Below are 25319 nucleotides of genomic sequence, written 5' to 3' on the forward strand. Positions count from 1 at the left end.
GGACTTGTATGTTATATATTCGGCAATCGCTGAAACTTTCCTGCCAATATCTGCTTGATTGTTTGGATGATCTTCGGACGCTCGGCGGGATCGGTCAGATCAAACCACTGCACCTCCGACATGCGCCGAAACCAGGACAGCTGGCGCTTGGCAAAATGGCGGGTCCGCTGCTTGATGTCGTTGACCGCCTTCTCCAGCGTGATCTCTCCGTACAAATACGGAATCAATTCCTTGTAACCCAGCCCCTGCATCGACGTCAGCGCCGAGCCGTACCCTTGATCCAACAGACGGCGCACCTCGTCCACCAGACCGGCTTCCAGCATCTTGTCCACGCGCTGGTTGATGCGCTCGTACAGCACGTGCCGCTCCATCGTCAATCCGATCATCAGCAGATCGTACGGGGAATGCTCGGCCCGATGTTGAAAATCAGACATTTTGATGCCGGTCAATTCATAAATTTCCAAAGCGCGAATCACCCGTTTCACATCGTTGGGGTGAAGCCGTTCCGCTGTCAGCGGATCAATCGCGGCAAGCCGTCGATGAAGGGCCTCCGCTCCCTCCGTCTCGGCCAGGCGCTGCAGCCGGCTGCGCAGTTCCGGGTCCTGCTCCGCCTGGGCGAATTGAAAGCTGTGGGTGACCGACTCGATGTAGAGGCCGGTGCCGCCGACGATAAACGGCAGCTTTCCGCGCGCATTTATCTCGGTGATCAGCCGTGTCGCCGCTTTTTGAAACAGCGCCACGGAGTACTCTTCATCCGGATCGATAATGTCGATCAGGTGGTGCGGCACGAGCGCCCGCTCTTCCGGCGTCGCCTTGGCCGTCCCGATATCCATGCCGCGGTAGACCTGCATGGAATCGCCGGAAATGATTTCGCCGTCGAAGCATTCGGCCAGCTCAAGGCTCAGCTCTGTCTTGCCCACGGCGGTCGGGCCGACGATCACGACCAGTTTTTCCTTTGGTGGCAAAGTCACTCCCCTCCATCTGTCTCTTTATAGCTGTACACGACCTGATGGCCGCGCGTGCGAAACGGGGTAAACCCGAACCGCTCGTACAGCCGTCCCGCTTTGCCTTCCTTCAGTACGACGCGCCGTTTGGCAACTCTGAGCGCCTCCTCCACTGCCTCCGCATCCAGCGGGGCCATGTTGGCGTGCTCGCGAATGCCGGCAATCCCGGTGGAGTCGTGTACCGTCCGCTCAAACATCGGATCGAAGTAAACTACGTCAAACGATCGGTCCGGCAGGTCTTTCAGGATGTCGAGATGGTGCCCGTGTCTCACCTCGATCCGGCCCATCGCCTCGCGCAGCGCCTCTGAGTCGGTCGGATAGTGACGCAATCCGTCTGCGACCAGTATCGCGATGTGCTTTTCGGATTCAATCCCGACCACCCTGCCTGTTCGGCCGACAGCGTGGGAAAAGACGATCGCGTCGGCACCCAGGCCGAGTGTGGCGTCCAGCACGCTGTCACCTGGTTGAATTTGGCAAGCGGCAAGCATAGTATCAGTATCGCCGCGCTCCATCCGCTTTATACGAAAGACGGCCGTGTTCGGATGAAAAAAGAACGGGCTCTTTCCCTCTGCTTCCAGGCGGACCCCTTTGGCGGTGACGATCAGCACCTCCGCCTCATTGTAGCGCCGGCGCAGCTCCTCAATCGAACAATCGCCCCGCTCGATGACCGGCAGGCCAAACTGTGCAGCCAGTTCAGCTGCGTGGCGGCGCGTCTCCTCGCTGGGTTTCAGTCCGGTGGTAATCAGCATCTACATCACCCGTTTAAACATTTTCTCCAAATCGTATGTGGAGAAGTGGATGATGATCGGCCGGCCGTGCGGACATGTAAACGGACTGGTCGTTTCGCGGAGCGTATTGAGCAAGCTTTCCATCTCCGCATGGGTCAGATAGCGGTTGGCCTTGATGGCAGCCTTGCAGGACATCATGATCGCCGCCTTCTCCCGCATCGCCCGTATGTCTGCTTCAGCCGCCTCGCCCGTCTCCAGCACAAACTGGATCAGCTCTTCGATCACTTCCAGTTCGCTGCCCTCCGGAAACCAGTGAGGATGTCCCCGCACAATGAACGTTCGACCGCCAAACGACTCGATGTCGAGGCCAAACGAACGCAGCAGGGACAGCTTTTTCTCCAGCTTCACCGCTTCCTGAGCCGTGCACTCCACGGTGTGGGGAAAGAGCAGCATCTGGCTGGCGACGCTCTCCTGCTTCAGTTTTTCCATGAAATACTCGTAGAAAATCCGCTCCTGCGCGGCGTGCTGGTCAATCAGATACATGCCGTTATCGTTCTGCGCCACGATGTAGGTGCCGTGTACCTGTCCGACCGGAAAAAGCAGGGGCACGGCCGATCTGTCGCCGCCAGGCTGTGCAGCGGCTGGTTCCGCCTCGGGAGCGGGGAACTGGACAGCAGGCTGCTCTGTCTGCAGGCCATCTGCCGTCATCGGTGCGGTTTCTGCCGGCACCAGGGAAGCCGAATGATTATCGGCTGCAGGTGTTTCCAGCCCGCCGTCTGTACCGGCCGACGCGCTGCCCTCTCTATGAGACGTGCCGAGTGCTTTTGAAGTTGCAGTCAATTCTCCCGCTGCCGCATTTCCCTGCAGCGGAACGGATGCAGGCCGCTCCTGTGCTAGACCCGCGTACTCCCCACCCGATTCCTTTACGACCGTGGCGTCAGCTGGCGCATCTCCGCCCAGCCGCGGGGAGCGCGCTTGTGACAGGGCCTCCTGTCGTGCCAACCACTCCCGCAGACGCGGACTGGCCTCAAGATCGACGGCACGGGAGATGCTTTGACTGCTCGCCGCTCCCGGTTTGGGCAGCTGCAGGTCAAACTGCGGCTGCACCACCTGTTCCACCACTTTTGCCTTACGCTCGGCTGCCATCGGCCGGACGATCTCCAGCCCCTGACGCAGCGTCTCCCGGACGGAACGCTCGATGGCGCCCAGCAGCTGATCTTCCTTGCTGAACCGAACCTCCAGCTTGGCGGGATGGACATTGACGTCGACGAGCGACGGGTCCATCTCGATCTGAAGCGTGACGATCGGATAGCGCCCGATCGGCAGCAGCGTGTGATAACCGCGCAGGATGGCGTTGTTCAGGCCAAAGTGGCGGACGTACCGGCCGTTGACCAGCGTGGACAGATAGGAGCGGTTGGCCCGCGTCACTTCCGTCTTGGAGACGAAGCCGGTCCAGCGGAAGTCCAGCGTCTCCCCGCTGATCGGCAGCAGCAGCTTGGCCACCTGGACGCCGTAAATCGCCGCCATCACGTGCAGCAGCTTGCCGTCACCGGAGGTCTGCAGGAGCACTTTGCCGTTGTGCGTCAGGGTAAAGGCGATGGACGGGTACGTCAGCGCCAGCCGGTTGACGTAGTCGGAAATATGGCCGATTTCGGTGGCGATCGACTTCATGTACTTCAACCGGGCCGGCGTGTTGTAAAACAGGTCGCGCACGCAAATATCCGTCCCTTTGACTGTGGCGGCGTCGGCAATGTTCGTAATTTGGCCACCCTCGATCGTCAGGCGCGTCCCCACCTGGCTGCTGGAGGGACTGCTCGTCAGTTCCATCCGGGAGACAGCGGCGATACTGGGCAGGGCCTCGCCGCGAAACCCCAGGGTGCGAATCCGGAACAGGTCGCGTGTCGTGCGAATCTTGCTGGTCGCGTGCCGTTCAAAGGCCAGCTGGCAGTCTTCCCGGTCCATGCCGTGGCCGTTGTCCACCACGCGGATGAGCTGCAGCCCGCCTTCTTCCACGTGCACCTCGATCGCGCTAGCTCCGGCGTCCACCGCGTTTTCCACCAGTTCTTTCACGACCGAAGCCGGCCTCTCCACCACTTCACCGGCAGCGATCATATTGGCGAGATGCTCATCGAGCACTTGAATGTGTCCCATCGATCTCCTCCTTGGATCGGCCCGTTACGTTTTTTTCAGGCGCTGTCTCCACTCATACAGCTTCAGCATGGCTTCCATCGGCGTCATCTGGTTCAAATCCAGTTCGCGCAGCTCTGCCATCACGGTTTCTTCATCCGGCGACAGGCGGGACACGGGCTCCTCCTTCGCTGCGGACACAGGAGCCGCCCACAGCGCGTCCAAGGTCATCTGCACCTCCTGTGCCGATGTCGCGGCTGCATTCGCTTCCAGTCCGGCGAGAATCTCCCGCGCCCGCTCAATCACCCGGCCGGGCATCTCCGCCAGTTCGGCCACGTGGATACCGTAGCTTTTGTCCGCCCGTCCCGGCTCGATTTTGTGCAGAAACAAGAGCTTGCCGTCACGCTCTTCGCAGCGGGCGTGCACATTGACCACGCCGGGAAGCAACTCTTCCAGGCCGGTCAGCTCGTGATAGTGCGTGGAAAAGAGCGTCTTGGCTCCGATCTTTTCGCGAATGTACTCGATCACTGCCTGCGCCAGCGCCATTCCGTCATAGGTGGACGTGCCGCGGCCAATCTCGTCCAGCAGGATCAGGCTTTGCGCGGTCGCTTTTTGCAAGGCGTGTTTGGTCTCCAGCATTTCCACCATGAAGGTGCTGTGTCCGCCGACCAGGTCGTCGGCTGCTCCGATCCGGGTAAAAATCTGGTCCACCAGCGACAATTTCGCCGCTTTCGCCGGAACAAAGCAGCCGATCTGCGCCATGATGACGATGAGCGCGATCTGGCGCATATACGTGCTCTTTCCGGCCATGTTCGGGCCGGTAATGAGCAGGATCTGTCTGTCCGACTGGTTCATCTCCACGTCGTTGGCGACGTATTTTTCCCGATCCAGCACCGCTTCCACGACCGGGTGGCGCCCTTCGCGGATGACGCACTCGCCGGTCGTGACGAGTTCGGGCCGCACATAGCCGCGCTCCTCGCTGACAGTGGCAAATGCCTGCAGCACGTCCACGGCGGCAATGCGTTCAGCCAGCCCCTGCAGGCGGGGAATGTGGGTGGCCACTTCGCTGCGGATGGCGGTAAACAGCTGGTACTCCAGCTCCACCATCTTTTCTTCCGCTTCCAGAATGAGCGCCTCTTTTTCCTTCAGCTCCGGGGTGATGAACCGTTCGGCATTGGCCAGTGTCTGTTTGCGCTCGTAGCGGCCGGCCGGCACGTTTGCCAGGTTGGCACGGGATACCTCGATGTAGTAGCCGAACACCTTGTTGAAGCCTACCTTCAGCGAACGGATGCCGGTTGCTTCCCGCTCCGCCTGTTCCAGTTGGGCAATCCAGTTCTTGCCTTCGCGGCTTGCCGTGTGCAGCTTGTCCAGGTACTCGTCATAGCCGGGCCGGATCAGACCGCCTTCGCGCACGGAAACCGGCGGGTCGTCAACCAGCGCCGACCGCAGGAAAGCAGCGATGTCGGCGCACTCGTCCATCCCTTCGGCCAGTTCGGTGAGCACGCGGGAGCCGGCGTTCAGCAGAAGCTGCCGCAGTTCAGGCACCGCTTCCAGCGACAAGCGAAGCTGCACCAGGTCGCGGGCGTTGGCGTTACCGTACGAGACACGTCCCGCCAAGCGTTCCAGATCGTAGACCCGATCCAGGCAGGCGCGGACGTCGGAACGCAGCAGCATATCCCCTTTCAAATGTTCCACCGCATCCAGCCGTGCTTCCAGTTCGCTTTTGTTCAACAGCGGCCGCTCAATCCAGCGGCGCAGAAGACGTCCGCCCATGGCTGTCTCGGTACGGTCCAGCAGCCACAGCAGCGAGCCTTTTTTGGACTTGTCGCGAATGGTTTCGGTCAGCTCCAGGTTGCGCCGGGAAAAGTTGTCCATCTGCAGGTACTGCTTGGCGTCATAGCGCTTGATCAGCCTCATGTGGGACAAACTTCGCTTCTGCGTGGAACCGATGTAGTGCAGGAGCGCATTTACCGCGAGGCGCATCGCCAGATCCAGCTCGCGCGCCTGATCCTGATACTGCTGATCGACGGCAAATGCGTTCACCGCCCCGGTTTCTATGTACGTGACCGGCATGTCGGGCTTCAGGTCCTGCGACAGACCGCACACCACCAGTTCCTTCGGCCGGTACTGCATCGCCTCGTCCAGCGCGGCTCCCGCCGTGCCAAACAGCGAGGTGACGTACATCTCGCCCGTGCTCATGTCACAGGCGGCAATACCCATTCGGCCGTCCGCTTCGGCGATCGCCGCCATGTAGTTGTTTTCCTTGTCCGTCAGCCATTTCCCCTCCATCATGGTCCCCGGGGTAATGACGCGGGTCACTTCGCGGCGGACGACACCCTTGGCCGCTTTCGGGTCTTCCACCTGTTCGCAGACAGCCACCTTGTACCCTTTTTTCAAAAGCTCGGCAATATAGGCGTCAGCCGAGTGATGCGGCACACCGCACATCGGGATACGCTCGTCCCCGCCGCCGTCCCGGCCGGTCAGCGTAATCTCCAGCTCACGCGAGGCGGTGATGGCATCGTCGAAAAACAGTTCGTAAAAATCACCTAAACGAAAAAATAAGAAAGTATCCGGGTACTCACGCTTGATCGCCAGATACTGTTGAATCATTGGGGTATACTGAGCCATGTTTTCAAATCTCCTAGCCTGCAATCTCGCCTGTACATTATAGCACGTCCGGCCGGGGAAGTTGAACCTCTTCCCCGCAGATCAGATGCGATTCGCATTCAGGTCAATATGGTTGCTCAGCCGATTTCCCAGGCCTTGCGCAGATCCTGCCCGGCCGGCCACGTTTCTCCCGCGAGCAGATAGGCAAAATAGCAATCGAGCGGGTCCCGGCTGTCGCGGTAGCAAGCGAGGCTTGAAAGCTCTTCCCATATGGCTTTCACGTACGGTGCCAACGTCTGTTTGTCGCCGCGGTAATACGCCCTGATGAGCGACACATCCAGATGAGGGCGGGCCGTCAACTGCTCGTGACAGGCGGCCACCAGCCGGGCGAGGTGCAGGATGCCTCGCGTCACATCCGGATGGACCAGCCAACTGGGCAGGGTGCGGTACTCAAACCCGCCGTGCGTCTTCTCCCGGATGTCTCCGAGGAATCCGTATCGGGGGCGCCGCTTCAAGCAGCCGGGGTCTTCCACCATGACCAACGGCAGGGCGAGATAGGCGTCCAACTTGCGGAGCAGGGAAAAGTCGAGGGCCACGCCGCTAAAGTGGATGTGCCCGCCGACGGGATAGCCGTCGAACGGCATGCCGCCCGCCAGCCACTCCACCGTCCTGTCCGTGATCTTGCGGCGGGCGAGCAAGAGCGCCTGCCGGATGCGGGCAAACAATTCATCCGGGTCGTCGGACGGCTCCGGACGCAGTTCGGCCAACGGATGCTGATGCAGAGCCAGCTCTTCCCGATACCGGGTGGAATCGCACCCGACCACCCCGCCTTTGCCCATGTAGTCGGAGGCCAGTACCATCGAGCCGTCCGCTCCCCTCAGGGCAAACTCCGGGTCCGCTCCCAGCATCAGCCTGTCAGCGCTGCGCCTCTTTCTCTGGTTCAGCCACCAGTCCCGCGCCTCCCGCATAAACCGATCGGACATTTGGGCAGGCCAATACGGCGATACCCGCACCACTTTGACACGATGGGGCGAAGCTGCAGTCAGCAGCACTTCTCCGCACTCCAGCCCCGTGGCGTACAGGGCACGCACCGCCAGCTTGACGGCCACCTGCGCTTCCGGATCATTCGGCAGCCGCTCCACCGGCTCGAAGTGCTGCTCGCCCCACGGCTGGGACAGCCAGTGCGCCTTCTCCAGACTTTTTTCCAGGTGCAAGAGATGAAACTGATACAGTTGGACGCGATAGATCCGTGTCCCCGGCTCCGGACCAGCCTTTGCCGTCGCGATGCCGCTCATTTTGAGCAGTTTGTTGGCCTGGTTGCCCTTCGACAAACGATTAATGGCCGCCTTGATATTGGTCGGCATCACTTCGGTGTTGTATCGTCCGCCTGTCCCGGATGGCCTGCCGTTTTCACGTACGTGGATAAACATCATCCATCACCCCCGCTCTGCTGCTATAGCCTATGTGGCCCAGTGAAAAAAAGTGTGTGCCGGGACGGTTGCCCCGCCTGACCACCCGAAAAAAAGAAAAAAGAGGAGATGTGCCTCTCCTCTTAATCCAATTCGTCGAGCAATGTGGCCGAATCAAAGTCGTCAAACTCGTCGCTGCTGTCTTCGTAGTCACCGAGCAGGTGGAAGTCCTTGTCATCGCAGTTGTTGCAAACGACCACACACACTTTGGTTTCGCCAATAATTTCGACGGCAAATTCACTTTCCACTTTCACCGTGACAGTACCACCGCCGCTCAGTTCGGCTTTGACGCACTTCGGCTGTTCCACAGCCCGGGCGATAATTTCCAGGTCGCCGCGGCAATGTTTGTCGAAGAACGTAAGCGGAACGAGTACGGAGAACTTGACGGTTTCCCGCGTGACGTCGGTTTGGGTGTTATTGGCAAACGAGTACCACAGGTTGACGTCATACGTACCAGTCACTTCAACCGCATCCCCCGCCAGCTCCGCCTGGAAGTTCGTGTTTATCATCCAGCATCCGAGGACAGTCGAAGGAGTATGCGACGGAATGATGGTGTGGGTCGTTTGGGAGAATTTATGACCTTTACCGCAGACGGCTTTTGCGATGAGTTCCCGGCACTGCAGGTCTTTGTCTATACCCGACATTTCTTTACCTCCTCCATACAACGTTTCTGTACATTTGTATGCAGGGCATTCGACTAGGGTGCAAACACCCACTGTCATTTTGGGGAGGATTGTCGGGAATTGATCGCGCCGTTTATTCGCCTGTTACGAACAGCAGCCGCGGGATTTTTCCGGTCCGCCGCCTGTTTCGCCGGTGAGCGGATTGCCGCCGGTGTCCAGGATGATGCGTTCGGACACCGTGTTGGCGATCACGTTTGTGACCATCTGCAGCAGATCGTTCACGTCCACTTGAGACTGCTTGAATTCAGTAACGATCGGAATTGCGTCCAGTTCCTCGTGAAGCTGGTTGTACTCCGCTTCCACTTTTTTCGCCAGCTCCGGTTTGTTCATCGATTCAAACATGACCATCTGTTTTTGTTTCTTCTTTAATTCCGCGATCAGCTCCTGAACGCGTTCGTTGTGTTTGATCTGCTGCTCGGCCCGTTTGTAGAAATCGACTTCCTTGGTGCGGGCAATCATTACAGCCAATTCGCGGGCCTTTTCCAAAATCTCGTTGTGTGTGTACAGGCTTGTTTGTTCCATCGCTCCATTACACCTCGACTTTTGTCACGATCTCTCCGTGCAGGGTCCACGTCTTCACGTCCGTGATCCGTACGTGAGCGAACTGACCAATCAGCGATTTGTCGCCGACGAAGTGCACCAGCTTGTTGGACCGGGTGCGGCCAGCCAGCACATTGGGGTTGTTTTTCGATTCGCCTTCCACCAGCACCTCGACGACCTGGTTGTGCAGCTTCTGGTTCTGCTCCAGGCTGATCTTCGCCATCAGCTCGTTCAGGCGGTAGAGACGCTCCTTTTTTACCTCCATCGGCACGTTGTCTTCCATGACGGCAGCCGGCGTACCTTCGCGAGGCGAATAAATGAAGGTATAGGCGGAGTCGTAACGGACCTCTTCCACGAGGGAGAGCGTTTCTTCGAATTGCTCATCAGTCTCGCCGGGGAAGCCGACGATAATGTCCGTGGAAAGCACCACGTTGGGAATCGCCGCTTTAATTTTACGCACCAATTCCAAGTAGTGTTCGCGCGTGTATTTGCGGGCCATCCGCTTCAGCACTTCGCTGGAACCGGACTGGACAGGCAGGTGGATGTGTTCCACCAGATTGCCCCCTTTGGCCAGGACTTCGATCAGACGGTCGTCAAAGTCGCGCGGGTGGCTGGTGGTAAAGCGGATGCGCGGAATGTCGATCTTGCGGATCTCGTCCAAAAGGTCGCCGAAGCCAAACCGGATGTCTTGAAAATCCTTTCCATACGCATTGACGTTTTGACCGAGCAGGGTGACTTCCTTGAAGCCTTGGCGGGCCAGTTCGCGCACTTCTGCGATCACGTCTTCCGGACGGCGGCTGCGCTCCTTGCCGCGCGTGTACGGCACGATGCAGTACGTACAGAACTTGTCACAGCCGTACATGATGTTGACCCAACCCTTGATGTTGCCTTCGCGGATCTTCGGCATGTTTTCGATGATGTCGCCCTCTTTGGACCACACCTCGATCACCATTTCCTTGCTGAACATGGCGTCGCGCAGCAGCACCGGCAGGCGGTGAATGTTGTGCGTACCAAAGATGAGGTCAACATGCGGGAAGCTTTTCAGGATCTTGTTGACCACGCTTTCCTCCTGCGACATGCAGCCGCAGACGCCGAGGATCAGGTTGGGGTTGTTGTTTTTCACCCGCTTCATGTTGCCCAGTTCGCCAAACACCTTGTCTTCTGCGTTTTCCCGGATCGCACAGGTGTTGAACAGCACTACGTCCGCATCTTCTGCTTCTTCGGCCGGGCTGTAGCCCATTTGCTGAAGAATCCCGGCGATTGTCTCGGAGTCGTGCTCATTCATTTGACAGCCGTAGGTGCGTACGTAGTAGCGCTTGCCTTTCCCGATATCCTTCATGTCTTCCGGAATGGCGAAGTCGTAATGCACCTTAACCTCTTCCTTGCCGCGCTTTTTCGCGTCTTTCAAGGAAGGGGGCTGGAAGTACTTGGCGTAGTCTGCTGTTGTTTTCGGGGACTTGCCGGATTTTAAGTCCGTAGTCGCCTCAGTTTTCATTGTCATCTGTCTATCACCTCAGTAAGCATTGGTTTTACGGTTTACCATCAACACATTATAGCATAGAACATTTTATTTTAACGAATAAATCAGGAACTTCCAGTGAATCTTTCTGGAAAACCATTTTCCTGCGACTTTTTTCACATTTTTCTGAATCAGGCTGGTCCACGTGCAACATTGCCGACCCGTCCGCCGTCTGAATAGCAGCAAAACGATATATCCCGAACAGGAGGTTCCCATGAAGCGAGTCCTATCTGTTTTTCTGGCGGTTCTGATGATTCTGACTCTCGTGCCGTTCGTTCAGGCGGCGCCCGCGTTCTCCGATGTGCCCCGCAGCCATTGGGCCTACAAGGAAATCACCGAGATGGCGGCCAAAGGGATTATCAAGGGGTACGAGGACGGCAAATTCCGGCCCAACAATCAGGTCACACGCGCTGAATTTGCCAAGATCATGATTGCCGCGGCCGGCGTGGACATTCGCAAGAACAAGGTTAGTCAAACGTTTGTGGATGTGCCGAAGTCGCATTGGGCGTTCCTTTACGTGGAGCATGCCAAGCCATACCTGACAGGCTATAAGTCGGGCACCCGCTACTACTACAAGCCGGATCAGTACGCCGTCCGGGAAGACATCGCCGTGGCGCTGGTTCGCCTGCTCGGCTACGACCGCACGCACAAGGCGGACCAGGACGTGTTGAAACGTTTCCGCGACCATGAGCGAATTTCGCCCAACCTCCGCCCGTACATCGCCATCGCGATCCAGACCAATCTGATGAAAGGGTACAACAACGAGTTCCGTCCGCTTGATCCGATCACCCGCGCCGAAGCAGCCTCGCTCCTGTACCGTGCGCTTCTGGACCGAAACGATGACGAGACCAAAGTGGTTTTCCCCAACCCGGATAAACCGGAGCTGCCGCGCAGTGTAAGCGACAACTTCAGCGATACCGAACTGAAAAACTGGGACACCGATCATGCCGTCGGTACCTGGGGCGTCGTCAACAAGCAGGTGACTGCCATTTCCACCGAGAAAAATCTGCATCACTATTTCCTGCCGCTCATCTGGGATGAAGACAAAAACACGAAACGTTACGAATTGACCGTCGATGTCAACGTGAGCGGCTCCGATGGGCTGGGTGGCGTGTACTTCAACGGCAAGAACGGCGCAGCCCATGTCGTCTTCGTCAACAAAGACCGCGTCACGCTCGCCCGCGTGGAAGACGCCAAGGACGCCGACATTGACGTGATCGCGTCCGGTTCCTACAAGCTGAAAACGAGCAACCGGCTGAAAGTGGTCGTCGACGGCGACAGCGTCTCCATCTACATGAACGACCAGTTCCTCTTCAGACAGCAAAAAGTGAAACCAGAGGGTACCAAGCTGGGACTCTATCTGCAGCGTAACGCAACCAAAGACGCGCCACGCAGCATCACCTACCTGGATAACTTCTCCTTTACAGCACAGCCGTGACGCCGCACCGCTTCCGTTTCCAGGGACCCCTGAGCGGAAGCGGTTTTTTCTTTCCCGGCAAACTTGCTGCGGTGCAGATCACTAGAAATGAACAAGGTACAGTTGTATAATGGTAGCGATTCTTGACCGGGGAAGGAGTTTCCTATGACCTTTACTGTTACTCAGCCGTTCCGCTGGATGGATTCCGGTGTCTATCGGGACAATCCGCTGGAGCCGCTGATTCGCGACGAAGCGCTGGCTGCTTACATGAACCGGGACGACGCCCAACCAGTCATCCACCTGTGGGTGTACGACAAGGCGCTCTACCTGGGCCGCCGCGACGCCAAACTGCCGCGGCTGGAACAGGCGCTGCGCCAATTTGGTCAAGACGGCTTTGGCTGCGTGCTGCGCTCGTCCGGCGGAGCCTGTGTGCCGCTGGACGCGGGCGTGCTCAACCTCGCCTGTCTGCTGCCCGACACGTCGATTGCGATCGACGCTTTTTTCCAATTCGTCGCCCGGATGCTGCATGTGGGATTGCGCGAGTACGGCGACATGCAGTTTGGCGAAGTGACTGGTTCCTACTGCGCGGGCGAATACGACTTCTCGATTGGCGGCAAAAAAATCGGCGGCATGGCCCAACGGCGCACCCGCTTCGGGTCGATCCTGCAATTGTGCATCAACGTCGAGGAACAGCCGCGCGGTGCGTGGATGGAACGCTTCTACGCGAAAGCCGGCCTCGCTGACATGGACAATCACCGTCCCATTCCCTTCATCGACGGGAACACAGTGGGCAGCATCGCCGGATTGACCGGCCGCCCCGTTACCGTCTCGGACGTCAAGGAACGGCTGCTGACCGCCATCCGCAGGGAGTGGCCGATCAGCCCCGCACCGTTTGCCGTGCCCAAGACACTGGTGGAAGAATCCCGGCACCATCTCGCCGAGCGGTTGGGGTTGTTCGCGTTTACGGCGGATGAACTGATCAGGCCCGACTGGCATTTGCCGGGCTGATCCCCTATCATACCATGCACAGGGGAAAAGCGCCTCGTAAAGAGAGGCGCTTTTGATTTGCGTCACTTTTCGAAACGGTTAGACCGCTCATTGTAGCGCAAGAGTTCGTAGGAGCTTTTTTCCATCAAAGAGAAGCCGGTTTGATCAAGTGTACGTTCCAGCTGAAAATAGATCATCGTATGGCGCCTGGGGTCAATCTGAACGGTACCGTCCAGCAGTTCTGTCGTCTCTCCCTGTTTATGCCGGTAGGCGGCCACACCGCTCCACACTTCCTGATAGCCGGAAGACGTTTTTCGCAGCACGTACAGCGTGCGCTCCTGACCGTGGCTGGCCGGTTTTACCGTCGTCACCACCAGGTATCCGCCGCCGGCTTGCTGGAGACTGAAGAGAGGTTCATTCTTGCTGTAGGCGGGCTGATAGTCTCCATCTTCGCTTGCGTACACGACGAACAAGCCTTTTTCACCGTCCAGCGTGAGTGAACCGGCCAGATCGACGGGCTGCGAAGCCGACTGGTTCTGTGTAACCGTCGGCAGCGTCATGACATGTATCCGATCCGGCATTACGCGGGAGCGCAGTGAGGTGTCCAGCCGTTCGCGCATGTCTTCCACCATCCACGCAGGCACAGCCGACGTGCCCAATGCCTGCTCCGAGTGGCCGGCTGGCTTGATCAGCAAACGGCCGGCCAACAGCCCTATTCCGGCCGATACCAGCATCATCAAGGCGACCGCTCCCCAGATGGGTTTACGCATGACTATCCAACTCCTTGCATACATACAAAAAGACAATAGGCGTCCATTTGTAATACGATGGAACCAGCCATTCGGTTACACGTCCATCCGACCAACGTCCCGAGTACGGCACAAGGTCCTGCGAACAAGGTCCGCTTGTTCCCCGCCTTGAACGATTGTACGACATACTGCCGGGCTTTTTTTCAGGCAGGACTACCGTACGCTTACGCCATACGGTATCATAGAAGTGAACCACAAGGGTACGGTACTGCCGTGCCGTCAGAGACGAAAAAAGGTGGTGGATTGTTTGAAGCAGGTTGAGCAATTGCTGCACACCAAACTCAACGAATTGGTCATCGCTTCGACCAAGGTGGCCCACGTGCAGTTGGGCAATTCACTGGAACACGCGCTGCTCGTGCTTACCAAAACCGGATATTCTGCCATACCCGTACTGGACCACTCCTACCGGCTGCACGGCCAGATCAGCACCACAATGATCGTCAACAAGATATTGGGACTTGAACGGTTTGAATATGAAAAGCTGTCCGACTACACCGTCGATGACGTGATGAACACCAAAGTCCCCCGGATGAAAGAGTCAGATGAGTTTCTCAAAGCCTTGGAGATGTCGATTAATCATCCGTTTATCTGCATCGAGGATGACACCGGGATTTTTCAGGGCATCCTGACCCGCAGGTCGATTCTCGCGGTCCTCTACCGCCACTTCCGCAACCTCCCCTCCCCTGCTGCGGAAAAACAATTCACCGATCATTCATGAATACAGTAAGCGACAATTTACTCCGCTCGCCATGAAAAAAGCAGACCTAGTCCAGTTTGGCCCAGGTCTGCTTGCTCTACGGACGTGTCTGCCTGCCCCTTCCATTCCCGGCAAGCAGGGAACGCGCGTATTCCATCGGATGACGATAGGTTTTTTTAAACATGGCCAGTTCTCCCGCTTTGCAAAACGAATACCGCTGGTCCCGCACATTTATCTCAATCAGATACGGGTGGCCCTGCCTGTCGATGCCCATGTCCAGTCCCAGATCGGCAAGCGACGGAAAGTGGCGCTGATACTGCCTGGCAATCTCGACAGCCGCCCGTTTGATCCGCTCAACCACCTCTTTCTGCTGCTCGGCGGTAAACAGCGGCCCCAGGGCCCGTGATAAGGGAACGGCACGTCCGCCGCGAGCCAGGTTGCTCAATTTGTTTGCCCGATTGGCCACCTTGGCGACCAGGCCGCTAACCGTCCACTCCTGATTTCCGTTTTTCTGCACCGACACGCGGATGTCAAATGTCTTGCCCTGGTAACGGGCAAGCGGCACTCCCTGCTGAATAATAAACCGCCTTTTGCCCACCCACCTGGCCGTTTCGGCCATCAGCCTCTTGCGGGACAAGGTTCTGTTCCGTCTGAACGCGATAAACCTGTAGGCGTTGTTGTGCCGTTCAATGCGGGCAACGCCAATCCCCACCGAACCAATCGCCGGTTTGACGTACACTGTCTGATACCGGTCCAAAAACATGCGAAGCCTCTCTGGTGTGAACAACACCGTATGCGGCAGGTAGGTACGGATGGCGGGATTTTTCCACAGCATCTGGTGTACCCTCCATTTGTCCCTCACCACCAGCCCGTTAAACACGGTGCGCGTCCTGCTCAGCCGGCGGATCGTGGCCCGTATCCGCCCGTTTCTGGACAGCACGCGGTTGTGGATCACCTTCGGCACGTTCACCAGGCGGGGAATCAATCGGCTTCCATTCCAAAAATGACCCAGCACCGTCTGTCCGCCTGGCCGCACATGGCGCGGATGAAAAAAGACCGGCTCCATCCCCAGTTCCTTGCAAATCTCCGCGTAATAGGGAAGACGTTCGTAAGACTTGTCGCCTCTGATGCCTCTCTGCAAGACAGTCCAATCCAACATGATGCCTACTCGGTCCACGGTCATCCCCCTTGCTGCCATTCCTCACCCTATTGATATGAGTGACACATGGCTAGCGCGTGCCTATTTTTGCTCACCGTGGTGCATTACGGGGGAATGGATCTGCCGGGAGCGCGCCCAACCGACAGCCAGGCGACACGATTTTGCCCATGCCGCCACCGCTGTCGTATCCTGCGCTTGCCCGGGAAACGCAATGACGCGATCGCTAGGTAACGGGCCGCCGCTCAATCGCCAGCAAAAACGGCGCCTGATTCTGCTGGTTGATGTACTGGTACTTCAATACCAGGTAATCCAGCTGGCTGAGTGTCTGGCAGTACGCCTCCACTGCCTCTTTTTCCACCTGGCCGGCAGGGTGGCCCCAGTATATCATCACCGTCATGATCCCGCCTGGCCGCAGGATTTTTAGCCCTGCTTCAATCGCCCGGACCGTGCTCGCCGCCTGCGTCGTGATGGCCTTGTCACCACCGGGCAGGTATCCGAGGTTAAACATGATTGCTGCAGCCGATACATCCAGGTTGGCCATCTCTTCGTGGCTGGCCAGTTGCAGCTGCACCCGCTGCAGTACCCCTTCCCGCTCCAGCCGCTGCCGGGTCTTTTCCATGGCCAGCGGCTGAATGTCGTAGGCGATGACTCTCCCCTTTTCGCCGACCAGTTGGGCGAGAAACAGGGTGTCGTTGCCGTTTCCCATCGTCGCGTCGATAACTGTCTCATTTTCTCCGACGCGTTCGCGAATCAATTTTCGTGCTACTTCCAATACGTTGGGGAACAACGTCATTCTCTCCTCTCCTCATGCATTACAGCCGGATTTGCAGGCCAAACCGGGCGATGTGGCACGTACCCGTCCGGTATACATCCGCTTCCGCCCGCACTTCCTCCTCCGTGTAAGCAGGCCACAGATGGGTAATCAACAAGGATCGGCAGGCCAGCGATTCCGCCACCTGCGCTGCCTGCCGCACGGTGAGATGACCATGGGGCTCTGCCGGCTTGTAGCGCTCCAAGAACGTTCCCTCGCAGATAAACAGATCGGCCTGCCGGGCAAACGGGTCCCACATCGTATTCGGTCCGCTGTCTGCCCCGTATACCAGCGTTTTTCCCCCGGCTTCCAACCGCATGGCATAGCAGGGGTCACCATCCCCGTGGTCCGTGCGAAGAAAGCTGATCTGCACATCCCCCACGGTCACTTGCGACTTTTCGTCTACGGGAACCAGGCGGGTTGCTTCCCGGTAAGTAAGCCCTGCTGCTTTTTCTGCCGGCTGTCCCGGCGCGTAGATCGGCAGCGGCTGATCGGGCGAGCGATCGCCCACCCGTTGATGAACCATCAATCCGTACTGCAAAACCCCGACATCTGCCACATGATCATGATGAAAATGAGACAGCAGGAGCGCATCCAGCTCGTAGATCGGGAGCAACTCTCCCAACTTGGCCAGCACGCCGCTGCCGCAGTCGAGCAGCAGGGTGGTGTGATCAGTTTGCACCAGATACCCGGGGGTGGCACCGCCAGGCCCTGGATACGGCGACTGAAAGCCTAACACGGTTACCAGCATATTCACGTCGCTTCCTTTCATAGGATGAATTAAGTGGGACAGGAGGTTTGACATGCAGCAATCATGGAAAGCCGCTCTGCAAATCGCCTTTACGTATATTGGTACAGTGGTAGGCGCCGGTTTTGCCTCAGGAAAAGAGATCGTCGAATTTTTTGTCCGGTACGGCACGCAGGGTTTCATCGGCATCCTGCTCGCCTCGCTGCTGTTTGTGTGGGCAGGTGTGAGCATCATGCTGATTGCCTACCGGATTCAGGCCAATTCCTATCAGGATGTGAGCACGTACTTGTTCGGACGGGCCATTGGCACCGTGTTCAATACACTCCTGCTTACAGTCCTGCTCGGCACCACGTCCGTCATGCTGGCCGCCACCGGAGCGATCTTCTGGGAATCGTTCCGCCTGTCGCCGCAGGTGGGCATCTGGATCAGCATGGTGATGACCTTTTTCGTGGCGCGGAAAGGGTTGTTTGGCATTCACTCGGTCAACAGTCTCTTTGTTCCCCTGTTGATCGGCTTCACCCTGCTCGTGTTTTTGTACACGCAGCCGTGGAACGACACTGGTCCGCAGGTGGTGAGCATCCGTCCGTGGGTCTGGCTCAGCTCTCCTCTCTACTATGTTGCCTTAAACGTTGCGCTGACACAAGCAGTGTTGGTGCCGATCGGCAGGGAGAGCGAGAGCGAACGGCCGCTGATTTGGGGAGGCATTTTGGGAGGAACAGGCATCGGCATCCTCTTGCTGCTCTCGTACGCCTCCCTGTCAGCAGGAATGCCGGGAATCGGCGAAGCGGAGATGCCGATGATTGCCCTCCTGCAGAGCGTGGGTAAAGGAATTCCGTTTTTCTTTTCCCTGCTGGTGTACACCGAGATCTTTTCGACGCTGTCTGCCAACGTCTTTGGCTTGTCGGAACAGGTAAACAAGACGACCGGCCTGCGCAGACCGGTCGTGGTCTTTGTCATCCTGCTCGTCTGCTACGCTGTCAGCTTCATCGGCTTCGGGCCGCTACTGCGCTTTTTGTACCCGTTGTTTGGCCAGCTTGTCCTGCTGTTTTTGTTCATGCTCTTTGTCCGCCAAGTCTGGAACCGCTCTGTCTGAACCCTGCCGGGCCGCGTATGGACAAAAACCCCGACAAAAAAACCTCTCCGCGCGGGAGAGGTTCTTTCGCTTACGATTGTGCTGCTTAGGCAAATTCTGCAACCAGTTTGGCGAAATCTTCGTCGGAGATGCGGAGGTCTTGTTTGACCAGCCCTTCTTCCTTGAAGCCCGGAACCAATTGCTCGTAAGATTTTTGTTCGGTGTTTTGGTAGATCAGACCGGTGATCAGGCCTTTGTACTGCATGGAGTAGGACATGGCCTTGATGCGGTCATGCGGATCGTAGCCTTCGATGGTATCCACCGGTACGATGTTTTCCTTGAACCAGTCGTACGTGTTCACCTTGTTGTAGGTCACGCACGGGCTGAACACGTTGATCAGGGAGAAGCCTTTGTGCTTGATCCCCATTTCGATCAGTTCGGTCAAGCCTTTCAGGTCGCTGGAGAAGGATTGGGCAACAAACGTTGCGCCTGCGGACAGCGCCAGCTCAACCGGCGAGATTGCCGACTCGATGGAACCGCTCGGAGTGGACTTGGTCACGAAACCGGTCGCAGAACGCGGAGAGGTTTGCCCTTTGGTCAGACCGTAGATTTGGTTGTCCATCACGATATAGGTAATGTCCATGTTGCGGCGAATGGCGTGAACCGTATGGCCCATCCCGATGGCGAAACCGTCACCGTCACCGCCGGCAGCAATAACCGTCAGTTCGCGGTTTGCCATTTTCAGCCCTTGCGCGATCGGCAGGGCGCGGCCGTGAACGCCGTGGAATCCGTAGCAGTTAATGTAGCCGGAAATACGACCGGAGCATCCAATACCCGAAACGACCGCCAGCTGTTCCGGTTCCAGGCCCACGTTGGCAGCGGCGCGTTGGATGGCCGCCTGCACGGAAAAGTCACCACAGCCTGGGCACCAGTTCGGCTTTACGTTATTGCGAAACTCTTTCATAGTCGCCATGTTTAATCAGCCCCTTAACTTCGGTATAGATTTCCTTCGGCAAGAACGGGTTCCCGTCGTATTTCAGCACGGATTTGATTTTTTCTTCGTGTCCAACGTTCAGTTTGATCAGGTTGGCCACTTGCGCTTGCGCGTTGTGTTCCACGACGATTACTTGTTTTGCTTTTTCCACGTACGGTTTCAGTTGTTCGGCCGGGAACGGATGGATCAGGCGGATTTGTGCGTGGTTCACTTTTACGCCCTCTTGTTCCAGACGACCTTTTGCTTCCTGGATCGTGCCAATGGTGGAGTTGATGCCCACGATCAGCACGTCAGCTTCTTCATGCGGAGCGTCGAAGGTGATCGGGTTCTTGAAGGCTTTCAGCACGCCTTGCAGTTTGCGCATCCGTTTATCCATTTGCTGCACGCGGTTTGCAGCGTTCTCGGACGGACGACCGGTTTGATCGTGCTCAACCCCTGTCACATGGTGCAGGCCGTATTTTTGACCCGGCACCACACGCGGAGAAACGCCGTCTTCGGTCACTTCGTAGCGCTTGAACAAGTCGTTTTGCTCTTTCGGCGGAAGTTCTTGTCCAGCCAGGAGCTTGCCGCGGCGGATTTCCACTTTGCTGTAGTCAAACGGCGTAACCGTCTGTTTGCCCAGCGACAGCGTCAGGTCGGTCAAGACGATAACCGGCAGTTGGAATTCTTCCGCGATGTTGAACGCCTCAGCCGTGTCATAGAAGCACTCTTCCACCGTGCTCGGAGCGATCACCACTTTCGGAATATCGCCATGCGTACCGTAGATCATGGCGTTGACGTCGGATTGCTCTTGTTTGGTCGGCATACCGGTAGACGGGCCGCCACGTTGGGTGTTGACGATGACCACCGGTGTTTCGGTGATACCGGCAAGGCCAATTGCTTCCATCATCAGGGACAGACCCGGGCCGGCAGATGCAGTCATGGCGCGCACGCCGCCGTAGTTGGCGCCGATTGCCATGGTGATGGCTGCGATTTCGTCTTCGGTCTGGATAACCGTACCGCCAAACTTCGGCAGTTTTTTGATCAGATATTCCATAATCTCGGAAGCCGGGGTGATGGGGTAAGCCGGCATGAAACGACAACCCGCTGCCAGTGCGCCAAGTGCGATCGCATCGTTGCCGATCATGAAGAGCTGCTTTTGACCGTCAGCCTTCTCCAGTTGGAATTCAGGGAGTTGTCCACCCGTCAGTTCATTGACGTATTCAAATCCGCGGCGAATGGCTTCCATGTTCTTTTCCACCACTTTTTCGCCTTTGCGGAGGAACATGTCTTCAACAATATTGCGGAAGCTTTCCACTGGAATGCCGAGGATGGCAGCAGACGCACCAATGGACACCATGTTCTTCATCAGGGACGTTCCCAACTCGTCGGCAATTTCCGTCAGCGGCACCGTGAAAAAGCGAACCGCTTTCAAACCTTCCGGCAGTTTCGGGTTAAATTTCGAGTCCGCGATGATGATGCCGCCTTCGCGCAGCTCGTGCGCGTTGAAGTCGATTGTCTCCTGGTCGAACGCGACGAGGATGTCCAAATCGTCGGAAATGGCGCGCATCGGTTTGGTGCTCACACGAATTTTGTTGTTGGTGTGTCCACCTTTGATCCGGGAAGAGAAGTGACGATAGCTGTACAGATGGTATCCCATCCGGTTCATCGCCATGGAGAAGATTTCACCGGTACTCTCGATACCCTCCCCTTGCTGTCCTCCAACTTTCCAGGAAAGTTGACTAATCATTCAGATTCCACCCCTTCAGTGACTGTGAGAAAAAGCTGCCCCACCTTACCCGACAGGTTCCGATAAGATGTGACAAAATTGTGCATAGACTGTACCAATTGTAGTCCGAGCTATGCAAAAATGCAAGTGCTTTTACTCAAATTAGTATTGATCTGAATTAAACGATGAACTTGGTACATTAATAATCTGCAATATTATTGTAGCACGTTTCGGAAAACACGCAACCAGTTTTCACGCACAAATTTCTGCACGTCCGCCTCTTTGTAGCGCTTCAGGAGCGCCTCCACCAGATTGTGGTAGTCTCCTGCCCGGGTCAGATCGCCAAACGTCTCGGTAATGCCGTCAAAGTCGGAGCCAAACCCGACATGATCGACACCGCCCAAGGCACAGACGTGATCCAGGTGGCGCAGCAGGTCGTCAATCCAAACGGTCCGCTTTTCCGCTGTGACGAAAAAGTCGACGAACGTCAGTCCCATCACACCGCCATTGGCTATCAGCGCCTTGATCTGATCGTCGGTCAGGTTGCGCGGATGGTCGCACAGCCGTTTGACATTGGAATGGGAAGCGATCACCGGCATCTTGGACAGTTCCAGCGTGTCCCAGAACCCTGGCTCGGCTACGTGCGACACGTCGATGATCATGCCGAGCCGGTTCATCTCTTCGACGACCGTCCGTCCAAACGAGGTCAACCCGCCCGGATGCGGCTCATGACAGCCCGAGGCAACCGCGTTGCTGTAGTTCCACGTCAGCGTCATCCCCCGCACCCCCAGGCGGTGCCAGGTCCTCAGCTGCACGAGGCTTTCTTCCAAGGCATGCGCCCCTTCTACAAACAGAATAGCCCCTTTTTCTTCCTTTAATACGCACGCATCCAGATCGGCGCGACTGCGAATCGCGCGGATCTTGCCGCTGGCCACGCGTTCGTAAAACACATCCAGCATCTCCAGCACGGCCTGAAAACGGCGGCCGTAGGGAACGTATTTGGGAACGTAGCAGGCCATTACCTGGATGCCTACGTTTCCTTTCACCATTTCGGGATAACTTACGTGCAGCCGTTCGTCTGCGCGGTAAAAGTCGAGCTCCGGCAGCTCCCACAGCTTGGACAACACGTCGCAATGCGCATCAAATATTGGAACCATTTGTTTCTCCCCGTTTCTGTTCTGTGTTCTGGAAGTGAAGGAACCTCGACGAGGGGGCATCGACAGGCACTCTCGATTATTGTCCCTCCACAAACGAAAAAAACCTGTTCATTCAACGAACAAACAGGCCGGTTAAATCGTATTCACATCGATTTATCTGGGTTCTACGATCAGCTTGATCGCTGTGCGCTCTTCTCCATCAATCACGATGTCGGTAAAGGCTGGAATGCAAATCAGGTCAACTCCACTCGGCGCTACGAATCCTCGTGCGATAGCTACAGCCTTCACAGCTTGGTTAAGCGCCCCAGCGCCAATAGCTTGGATCTCGGCGGCGCCGCGTTCGCGCAGAACACCGGCAAGGGCACCAGCAACGGAGTTGGGGTTAGACTTTGCTGAAACTTTTAATACTTCCATCCTTTTGAACCTCCCGTCTGATAGGATACCTGTCATTATTAGAATGATATTCGCATAACCCCGAAAAATTCCTGCTTACGCGCAGCAAAGATTCAAAAAATTCAAATCTCGTTCTTATTATTCCATAAACGGGTGGTCGTCGTCAATTCTGATTCGCTCCAGTTTTTTCGCGTGGCCGGTCGCCTTGTCCAACGTGATCAGCACGGCATTCAACTGGGCCGGTTCCCCTGCCACTTCAAATCGTACGGGCAGTTGGGTAAGAAACTTGCGGATGACCGCTTCCCGCTCCATGCCGAGGATGCCATTCATCGGACCGCACATGCCTACGTCGCACAAAAAGCCCGTGCCTTGGGGGAGAACGCGCTCATCGGCGGTCTGCACATGCGTGTGTGTCCCTACCACCGCGCTGACGCGGCCGTCCAGATACCAGGCGAGCGCCTGCTTCTCGGAAGTGGCTTCAGCGTGGAAGTCGACAAATATGTATTTGGTCCGCTTGCGTGCCTGCTCCACCAGCTTGTCGGCCGTCTGGAACGGACACTCCAGCGGCGGCAAAAAGGATCGGCCCTGCAGGTTGATCACAGCCAGTTCGCCTTCGGGCTGCTTGATGTATGTAATCCCTTGTCCCGGAGCGCCTGCGGGAAAGTTGGCGGGGCGGATCAGACGAGGTTCACTGTCAATGAATTCAAAGATGTCTTTGTTATCCCAGGTATGGTTGCCGAGGGTGATCGCCTGAACTCCGCCTTCAAACAGTTCCTTGGCAATCTTCTCGGTAATGCCCCTGCCGTGGGCGGCATTCTCCCCGTTGGCAACCAGAAAGGTAGGTTGGTATTTTCGCTTCAGCAGCGGCAGATACGCCTTCACGATGTCCCGTCCGGGCGCACCCATGATGTCACCGATAAACAGCAGTTTCATTGGCTTTTCACCTCTCCATTAGTATACACGACCGAATGACGGAAGAAAAATGCGCGTAAGCTAACACCCCACCGCGTTGAGCCTGGTCCATAACCGGTCCGGTTCAAAAGCGGTTGCAGGCCGCCCGCGTTTCTTTCGCAATCGAGTAGGAGGGGGTGGCTAACCCCCGTCCTCTCACACCACCGTACGTACCGACCGGTATACGGCGGTTCACCAAGCTTGACGAAGTGTGAAATATCGCTGTATCAAACTCATCAGCCCTTGTTGTTGCCAGTAGGCAATACCAAGGGCTTTGTGCATGTGCGGGGATTTTGTTGTCCGCCACGCCCCCTTTCGGGTGTTTGCGATTTCCAGTGCTCTGTTGTGAGAAAATCCAAGCGAACGAAGTTCGCGGTACCTCGTACGAACTCGTTTCCACTGCGTCCATAGACAGAGTCGGAGCCTTCGGCGAATCCATTCCTCTATTCGCAGGAGATGGGTTTTCGCCTCGGCTAGCGCAAAATACCCGATCCATCCCATGAGGTACTGGTTGAGTTTTTGAATCCGCTCCTGCATGGTCATGCTCCAATGTGGGTTGGTTAATTGGCGAATTCGTCCTTTTAACCAGGTGATCGATTTGGGATGCAGACGTATCCGCGCTTCCTTTCCCGGAATAAAGCTAAAGCCGAGAAACTTCCGATTGCACGGGCGATCCACCGCACTTTTCTGTTGATTTACCTTGAGTTTGAGAACCCTGGTCAAGTATCGCTCCACACTTGCCTTTACACGTTCACCCGCACGTTTGGAGCGGACGTAGATGTTGCAGTCGTCCGCATAGCGGCAGAAACGGTGTCCCCTTTTCTCCAACTCCTTGTCCAGGTCGTCTAGCAGAATGTTGGCCAACAGCGGACTTAAGGGGCCACCTTGCGGCGTGCCCTCTTCCGTCGTGACACACACTCCGTTGACCATGACTCCGGATTGCAGATAAGCGCGAATTAGTTTAAGAAGGCGCTTGTCCTTCACCTTGCGGGCAACCCGGCTCATTAGGATATCATGGTTGACCCGGTCGAAGAACTTCTCCAAGTCGATGTCGACCACATACCGGAATCCTTCGTTGATGTACTGTTGTGCTTTCCGCACAGCACTGTGAGCACGGCGGCCTGGACGGAACCCGAAGCTGGAGTCGGAGAACTCTGGGTCGAATATGGGAGTCAATACCTGCAGGATGGCCTGCTGGATGAAGCGATCTACCACGGTAGGGATGCCTAGCAATCGTATTCCCCCGTCAGGTTTCGGGATTTCGACCCTGCGGACAGGAGACGGCTTGTAGGTTCCCTTCTCGATTTGCGACCGGATGGTCGCCCAGTGCTGACGAAGGTAGTCGCGCAGTTGTTCGGTTGAAACACCGTCGATTCCCGCAGCACCTCTGTTGGCCTCCACTCGTTTGAGAGCAGCCATGAGGTTATCCCGTGACAGCACTTTCTCCAGCATGCCCCTGACGATACTCCTCTCTTCGCACACATGTTGCTAAGCTTGCCGTACGATGCTCAGCCCTTCTCTGTACCCTCGGGGCTTCACCCCTACTATTCAGAGGAAGTTCCATTTCGGAATTCTGCTTCGACGCACCGTATCGAAAGGGATTAGAACATGTGTTGACTTGATGTTCGGCCCTTCCTCCTTCGAGCGTCCTCTATCGGAGTACTATGGCCTCTGCTGACTTCTGCATGTTCAGCGCCCCCTCGCGGAGACGGTTGCCAACGGTAGTAGGCGTATCATGC

22 protein-coding genes are annotated in these 25319 nt (G+C 56.9%); 4 read left to right on the plus strand and 18 right to left on the minus strand.

The window, feature by feature from the left end:
• Window positions 1–11: 11 nt before the first annotated feature.
• The 8 genes from miaA to miaB all read right to left on the minus strand — a co-directional run bounded on the left by miaA (window position 12) and on the right by miaB (window position 10659).
• Window positions 12–971, minus strand: a complete 960-nt coding sequence (gene miaA, locus IRT44_RS16025) for a tRNA (adenosine(37)-N6)-dimethylallyltransferase MiaA (RefSeq protein WP_230076993.1) — start codon at window positions 969–971, stop codon at window positions 12–14.
• The gene (locus IRT44_RS16030; protein WP_230076994.1) at window positions 968–1753 is read right to left on the minus strand and encodes a class I SAM-dependent methyltransferase; all 786 of its coding nucleotides are present in this window, start codon (window positions 1751–1753) and stop codon (window positions 968–970) included. Before IRT44_RS16030 ends, miaA begins: the two co-directional genes overlap by 4 nt.
• Window positions 1754–3883 (minus strand): DNA mismatch repair endonuclease MutL, encoded by a 2130-nt coding sequence (mutL, locus tag IRT44_RS16035; protein WP_230076995.1) that lies wholly within the window; start codon window positions 3881–3883, stop codon window positions 1754–1756.
• Between the two features lie 24 nt (window positions 3884–3907).
• Complete coding sequence (mutS, locus tag IRT44_RS16040; protein ID WP_230076996.1) at window positions 3908–6487, minus strand: DNA mismatch repair protein MutS; 2580 nt, start codon at window positions 6485–6487, stop codon at window positions 3908–3910.
• A gap of 116 nt (window positions 6488–6603) precedes the next feature.
• Window positions 6604–7899 carry a putative amidoligase domain-containing protein gene (locus tag IRT44_RS16045; RefSeq protein ID WP_230076997.1) on the minus strand — a complete coding sequence of 432 codons (1296 nt, stop codon included), beginning with the start codon at window positions 7897–7899 and terminating at the stop codon, window positions 6604–6606.
• Window positions 7900–8018: 119 nt separating this feature from the next.
• Window positions 8019–8579, minus strand: a complete 561-nt coding sequence (gene cotE, locus IRT44_RS16050) for an outer spore coat protein CotE (protein ID WP_171564728.1) — start codon at window positions 8577–8579, stop codon at window positions 8019–8021.
• 123 nt (window positions 8580–8702) lie between these two features.
• On the minus strand, window positions 8703–9140 hold the full coding sequence (locus IRT44_RS16055) for a YlbF/YmcA family competence regulator (RefSeq protein WP_171564727.1): 438 nt from the start codon (window positions 9138–9140) through the stop codon (window positions 8703–8705).
• 7 nt (window positions 9141–9147) lie between these two features.
• Complete coding sequence (gene miaB / locus IRT44_RS16060; RefSeq protein WP_230076998.1) at window positions 9148–10659, minus strand: tRNA (N6-isopentenyl adenosine(37)-C2)-methylthiotransferase MiaB; 1512 nt, start codon at window positions 10657–10659, stop codon at window positions 9148–9150.
• A 232-nt stretch (window positions 10660–10891) separates the two neighbouring features.
• Here miaB and IRT44_RS16065 point away from each other — a divergent pair, with 232 nt between their 5' ends.
• Window positions 10892–12115, plus strand: a complete 1224-nt coding sequence (locus IRT44_RS16065; RefSeq protein ID WP_230076999.1) for an S-layer homology domain-containing protein — start codon at window positions 10892–10894, stop codon at window positions 12113–12115.
• A 144-nt stretch (window positions 12116–12259) separates the two neighbouring features.
• Window positions 12260–13102, plus strand: coding sequence for a lipoate--protein ligase family protein (locus IRT44_RS16070; RefSeq protein WP_212132538.1), 843 nt, complete (start codon window positions 12260–12262; stop codon window positions 13100–13102).
• A gap of 62 nt (window positions 13103–13164) precedes the next feature.
• On the opposite strand, the gene IRT44_RS16075 is transcribed toward IRT44_RS16070, so the two are convergent.
• Window positions 13165–13851 (minus strand): hypothetical protein, encoded by a 687-nt coding sequence (locus IRT44_RS16075; RefSeq protein ID WP_212132539.1) that lies wholly within the window; start codon window positions 13849–13851, stop codon window positions 13165–13167.
• A gap of 286 nt (window positions 13852–14137) precedes the next feature.
• On the opposite strand from IRT44_RS16075, the gene cbpB reads away from it, so the two are divergent.
• Entirely contained in the window at window positions 14138–14608 is a 471-nt protein-coding gene (gene cbpB, locus IRT44_RS16080; protein WP_171564722.1) for a cyclic-di-AMP-binding protein CbpB, read from the plus strand.
• A gap of 76 nt (window positions 14609–14684) precedes the next feature.
• Here the strand turns inward: cbpB and IRT44_RS16085 are convergent, their stop codons facing one another.
• The 3 genes from IRT44_RS16085 to IRT44_RS16095 all read right to left on the minus strand — a co-directional run bounded on the left by IRT44_RS16085 (window position 14685) and on the right by IRT44_RS16095 (window position 17308).
• A complete protein-coding gene (locus IRT44_RS16085; protein ID WP_230077000.1) occupies window positions 14685–15764 on the minus strand; it encodes a YheC/YheD family endospore coat-associated protein in 1080 nt (359 codons plus the stop codon).
• 205 nt (window positions 15765–15969) lie between these two features.
• Entirely contained in the window at window positions 15970–16533 is a 564-nt protein-coding gene (locus IRT44_RS16090) for a tRNA 5-(aminomethyl)-2-thiouridylate-methyltransferase MnmM (RefSeq protein WP_230077892.1), read from the minus strand.
• A gap of 25 nt (window positions 16534–16558) precedes the next feature.
• Window positions 16559–17308, minus strand: a complete 750-nt coding sequence (locus IRT44_RS16095) for an MBL fold metallo-hydrolase (protein ID WP_171564720.1) — start codon at window positions 17306–17308, stop codon at window positions 16559–16561.
• Window positions 17309–17360: 52 nt separating this feature from the next.
• Between IRT44_RS16095 and IRT44_RS16100 the strand changes: the two genes are divergently transcribed.
• A complete protein-coding gene (locus IRT44_RS16100) occupies window positions 17361–18398 on the plus strand; it encodes a YkvI family membrane protein (protein WP_171564719.1) in 1038 nt (345 codons plus the stop codon).
• An 85-nt stretch (window positions 18399–18483) separates the two neighbouring features.
• Here the strand turns inward: IRT44_RS16100 and IRT44_RS16105 are convergent, their stop codons facing one another.
• The 6 genes from IRT44_RS16105 to ltrA all read right to left on the minus strand — a co-directional run bounded on the left by IRT44_RS16105 (window position 18484) and on the right by ltrA (window position 25032).
• The gene (locus tag IRT44_RS16105) at window positions 18484–19350 is read right to left on the minus strand and encodes a 2-oxoacid:ferredoxin oxidoreductase subunit beta (RefSeq protein WP_171564718.1); all 867 of its coding nucleotides are present in this window, start codon (window positions 19348–19350) and stop codon (window positions 18484–18486) included.
• Window positions 19322–21100 (minus strand): 2-oxoacid:acceptor oxidoreductase subunit alpha, encoded by a 1779-nt coding sequence (locus tag IRT44_RS16110; RefSeq protein WP_171564717.1) that lies wholly within the window; start codon window positions 21098–21100, stop codon window positions 19322–19324. Before IRT44_RS16110 ends, IRT44_RS16105 begins: the two co-directional genes overlap by 29 nt.
• 194 nt (window positions 21101–21294) lie before the next feature.
• Complete coding sequence (locus IRT44_RS16115; RefSeq protein WP_212132543.1) at window positions 21295–22236, minus strand: dipeptidase; 942 nt, start codon at window positions 22234–22236, stop codon at window positions 21295–21297.
• A gap of 153 nt (window positions 22237–22389) precedes the next feature.
• Window positions 22390–22650, minus strand: a complete 261-nt coding sequence (gene spoVS / locus IRT44_RS16120) for a stage V sporulation protein SpoVS (RefSeq protein ID WP_003385776.1) — start codon at window positions 22648–22650, stop codon at window positions 22390–22392.
• A gap of 117 nt (window positions 22651–22767) precedes the next feature.
• Entirely contained in the window at window positions 22768–23562 is a 795-nt protein-coding gene (locus tag IRT44_RS16125) for a TIGR00282 family metallophosphoesterase (RefSeq protein WP_171564715.1), read from the minus strand.
• A 210-nt stretch (window positions 23563–23772) separates the two neighbouring features.
• Window positions 23773–25032 (minus strand): group II intron reverse transcriptase/maturase, encoded by a 1260-nt coding sequence (gene ltrA, locus IRT44_RS16130; RefSeq protein WP_230077001.1) that lies wholly within the window; start codon window positions 25030–25032, stop codon window positions 23773–23775.
• Between the last annotated feature and the right edge of the window lie 287 nt (window positions 25033–25319).

This window comes from Brevibacillus sedimenti (genome assembly GCF_020923495.1).
Taxonomy (GTDB): Bacteria; Bacillota; Bacilli; order Brevibacillales; family Brevibacillaceae; genus Brevibacillus; species Brevibacillus aydinogluensis.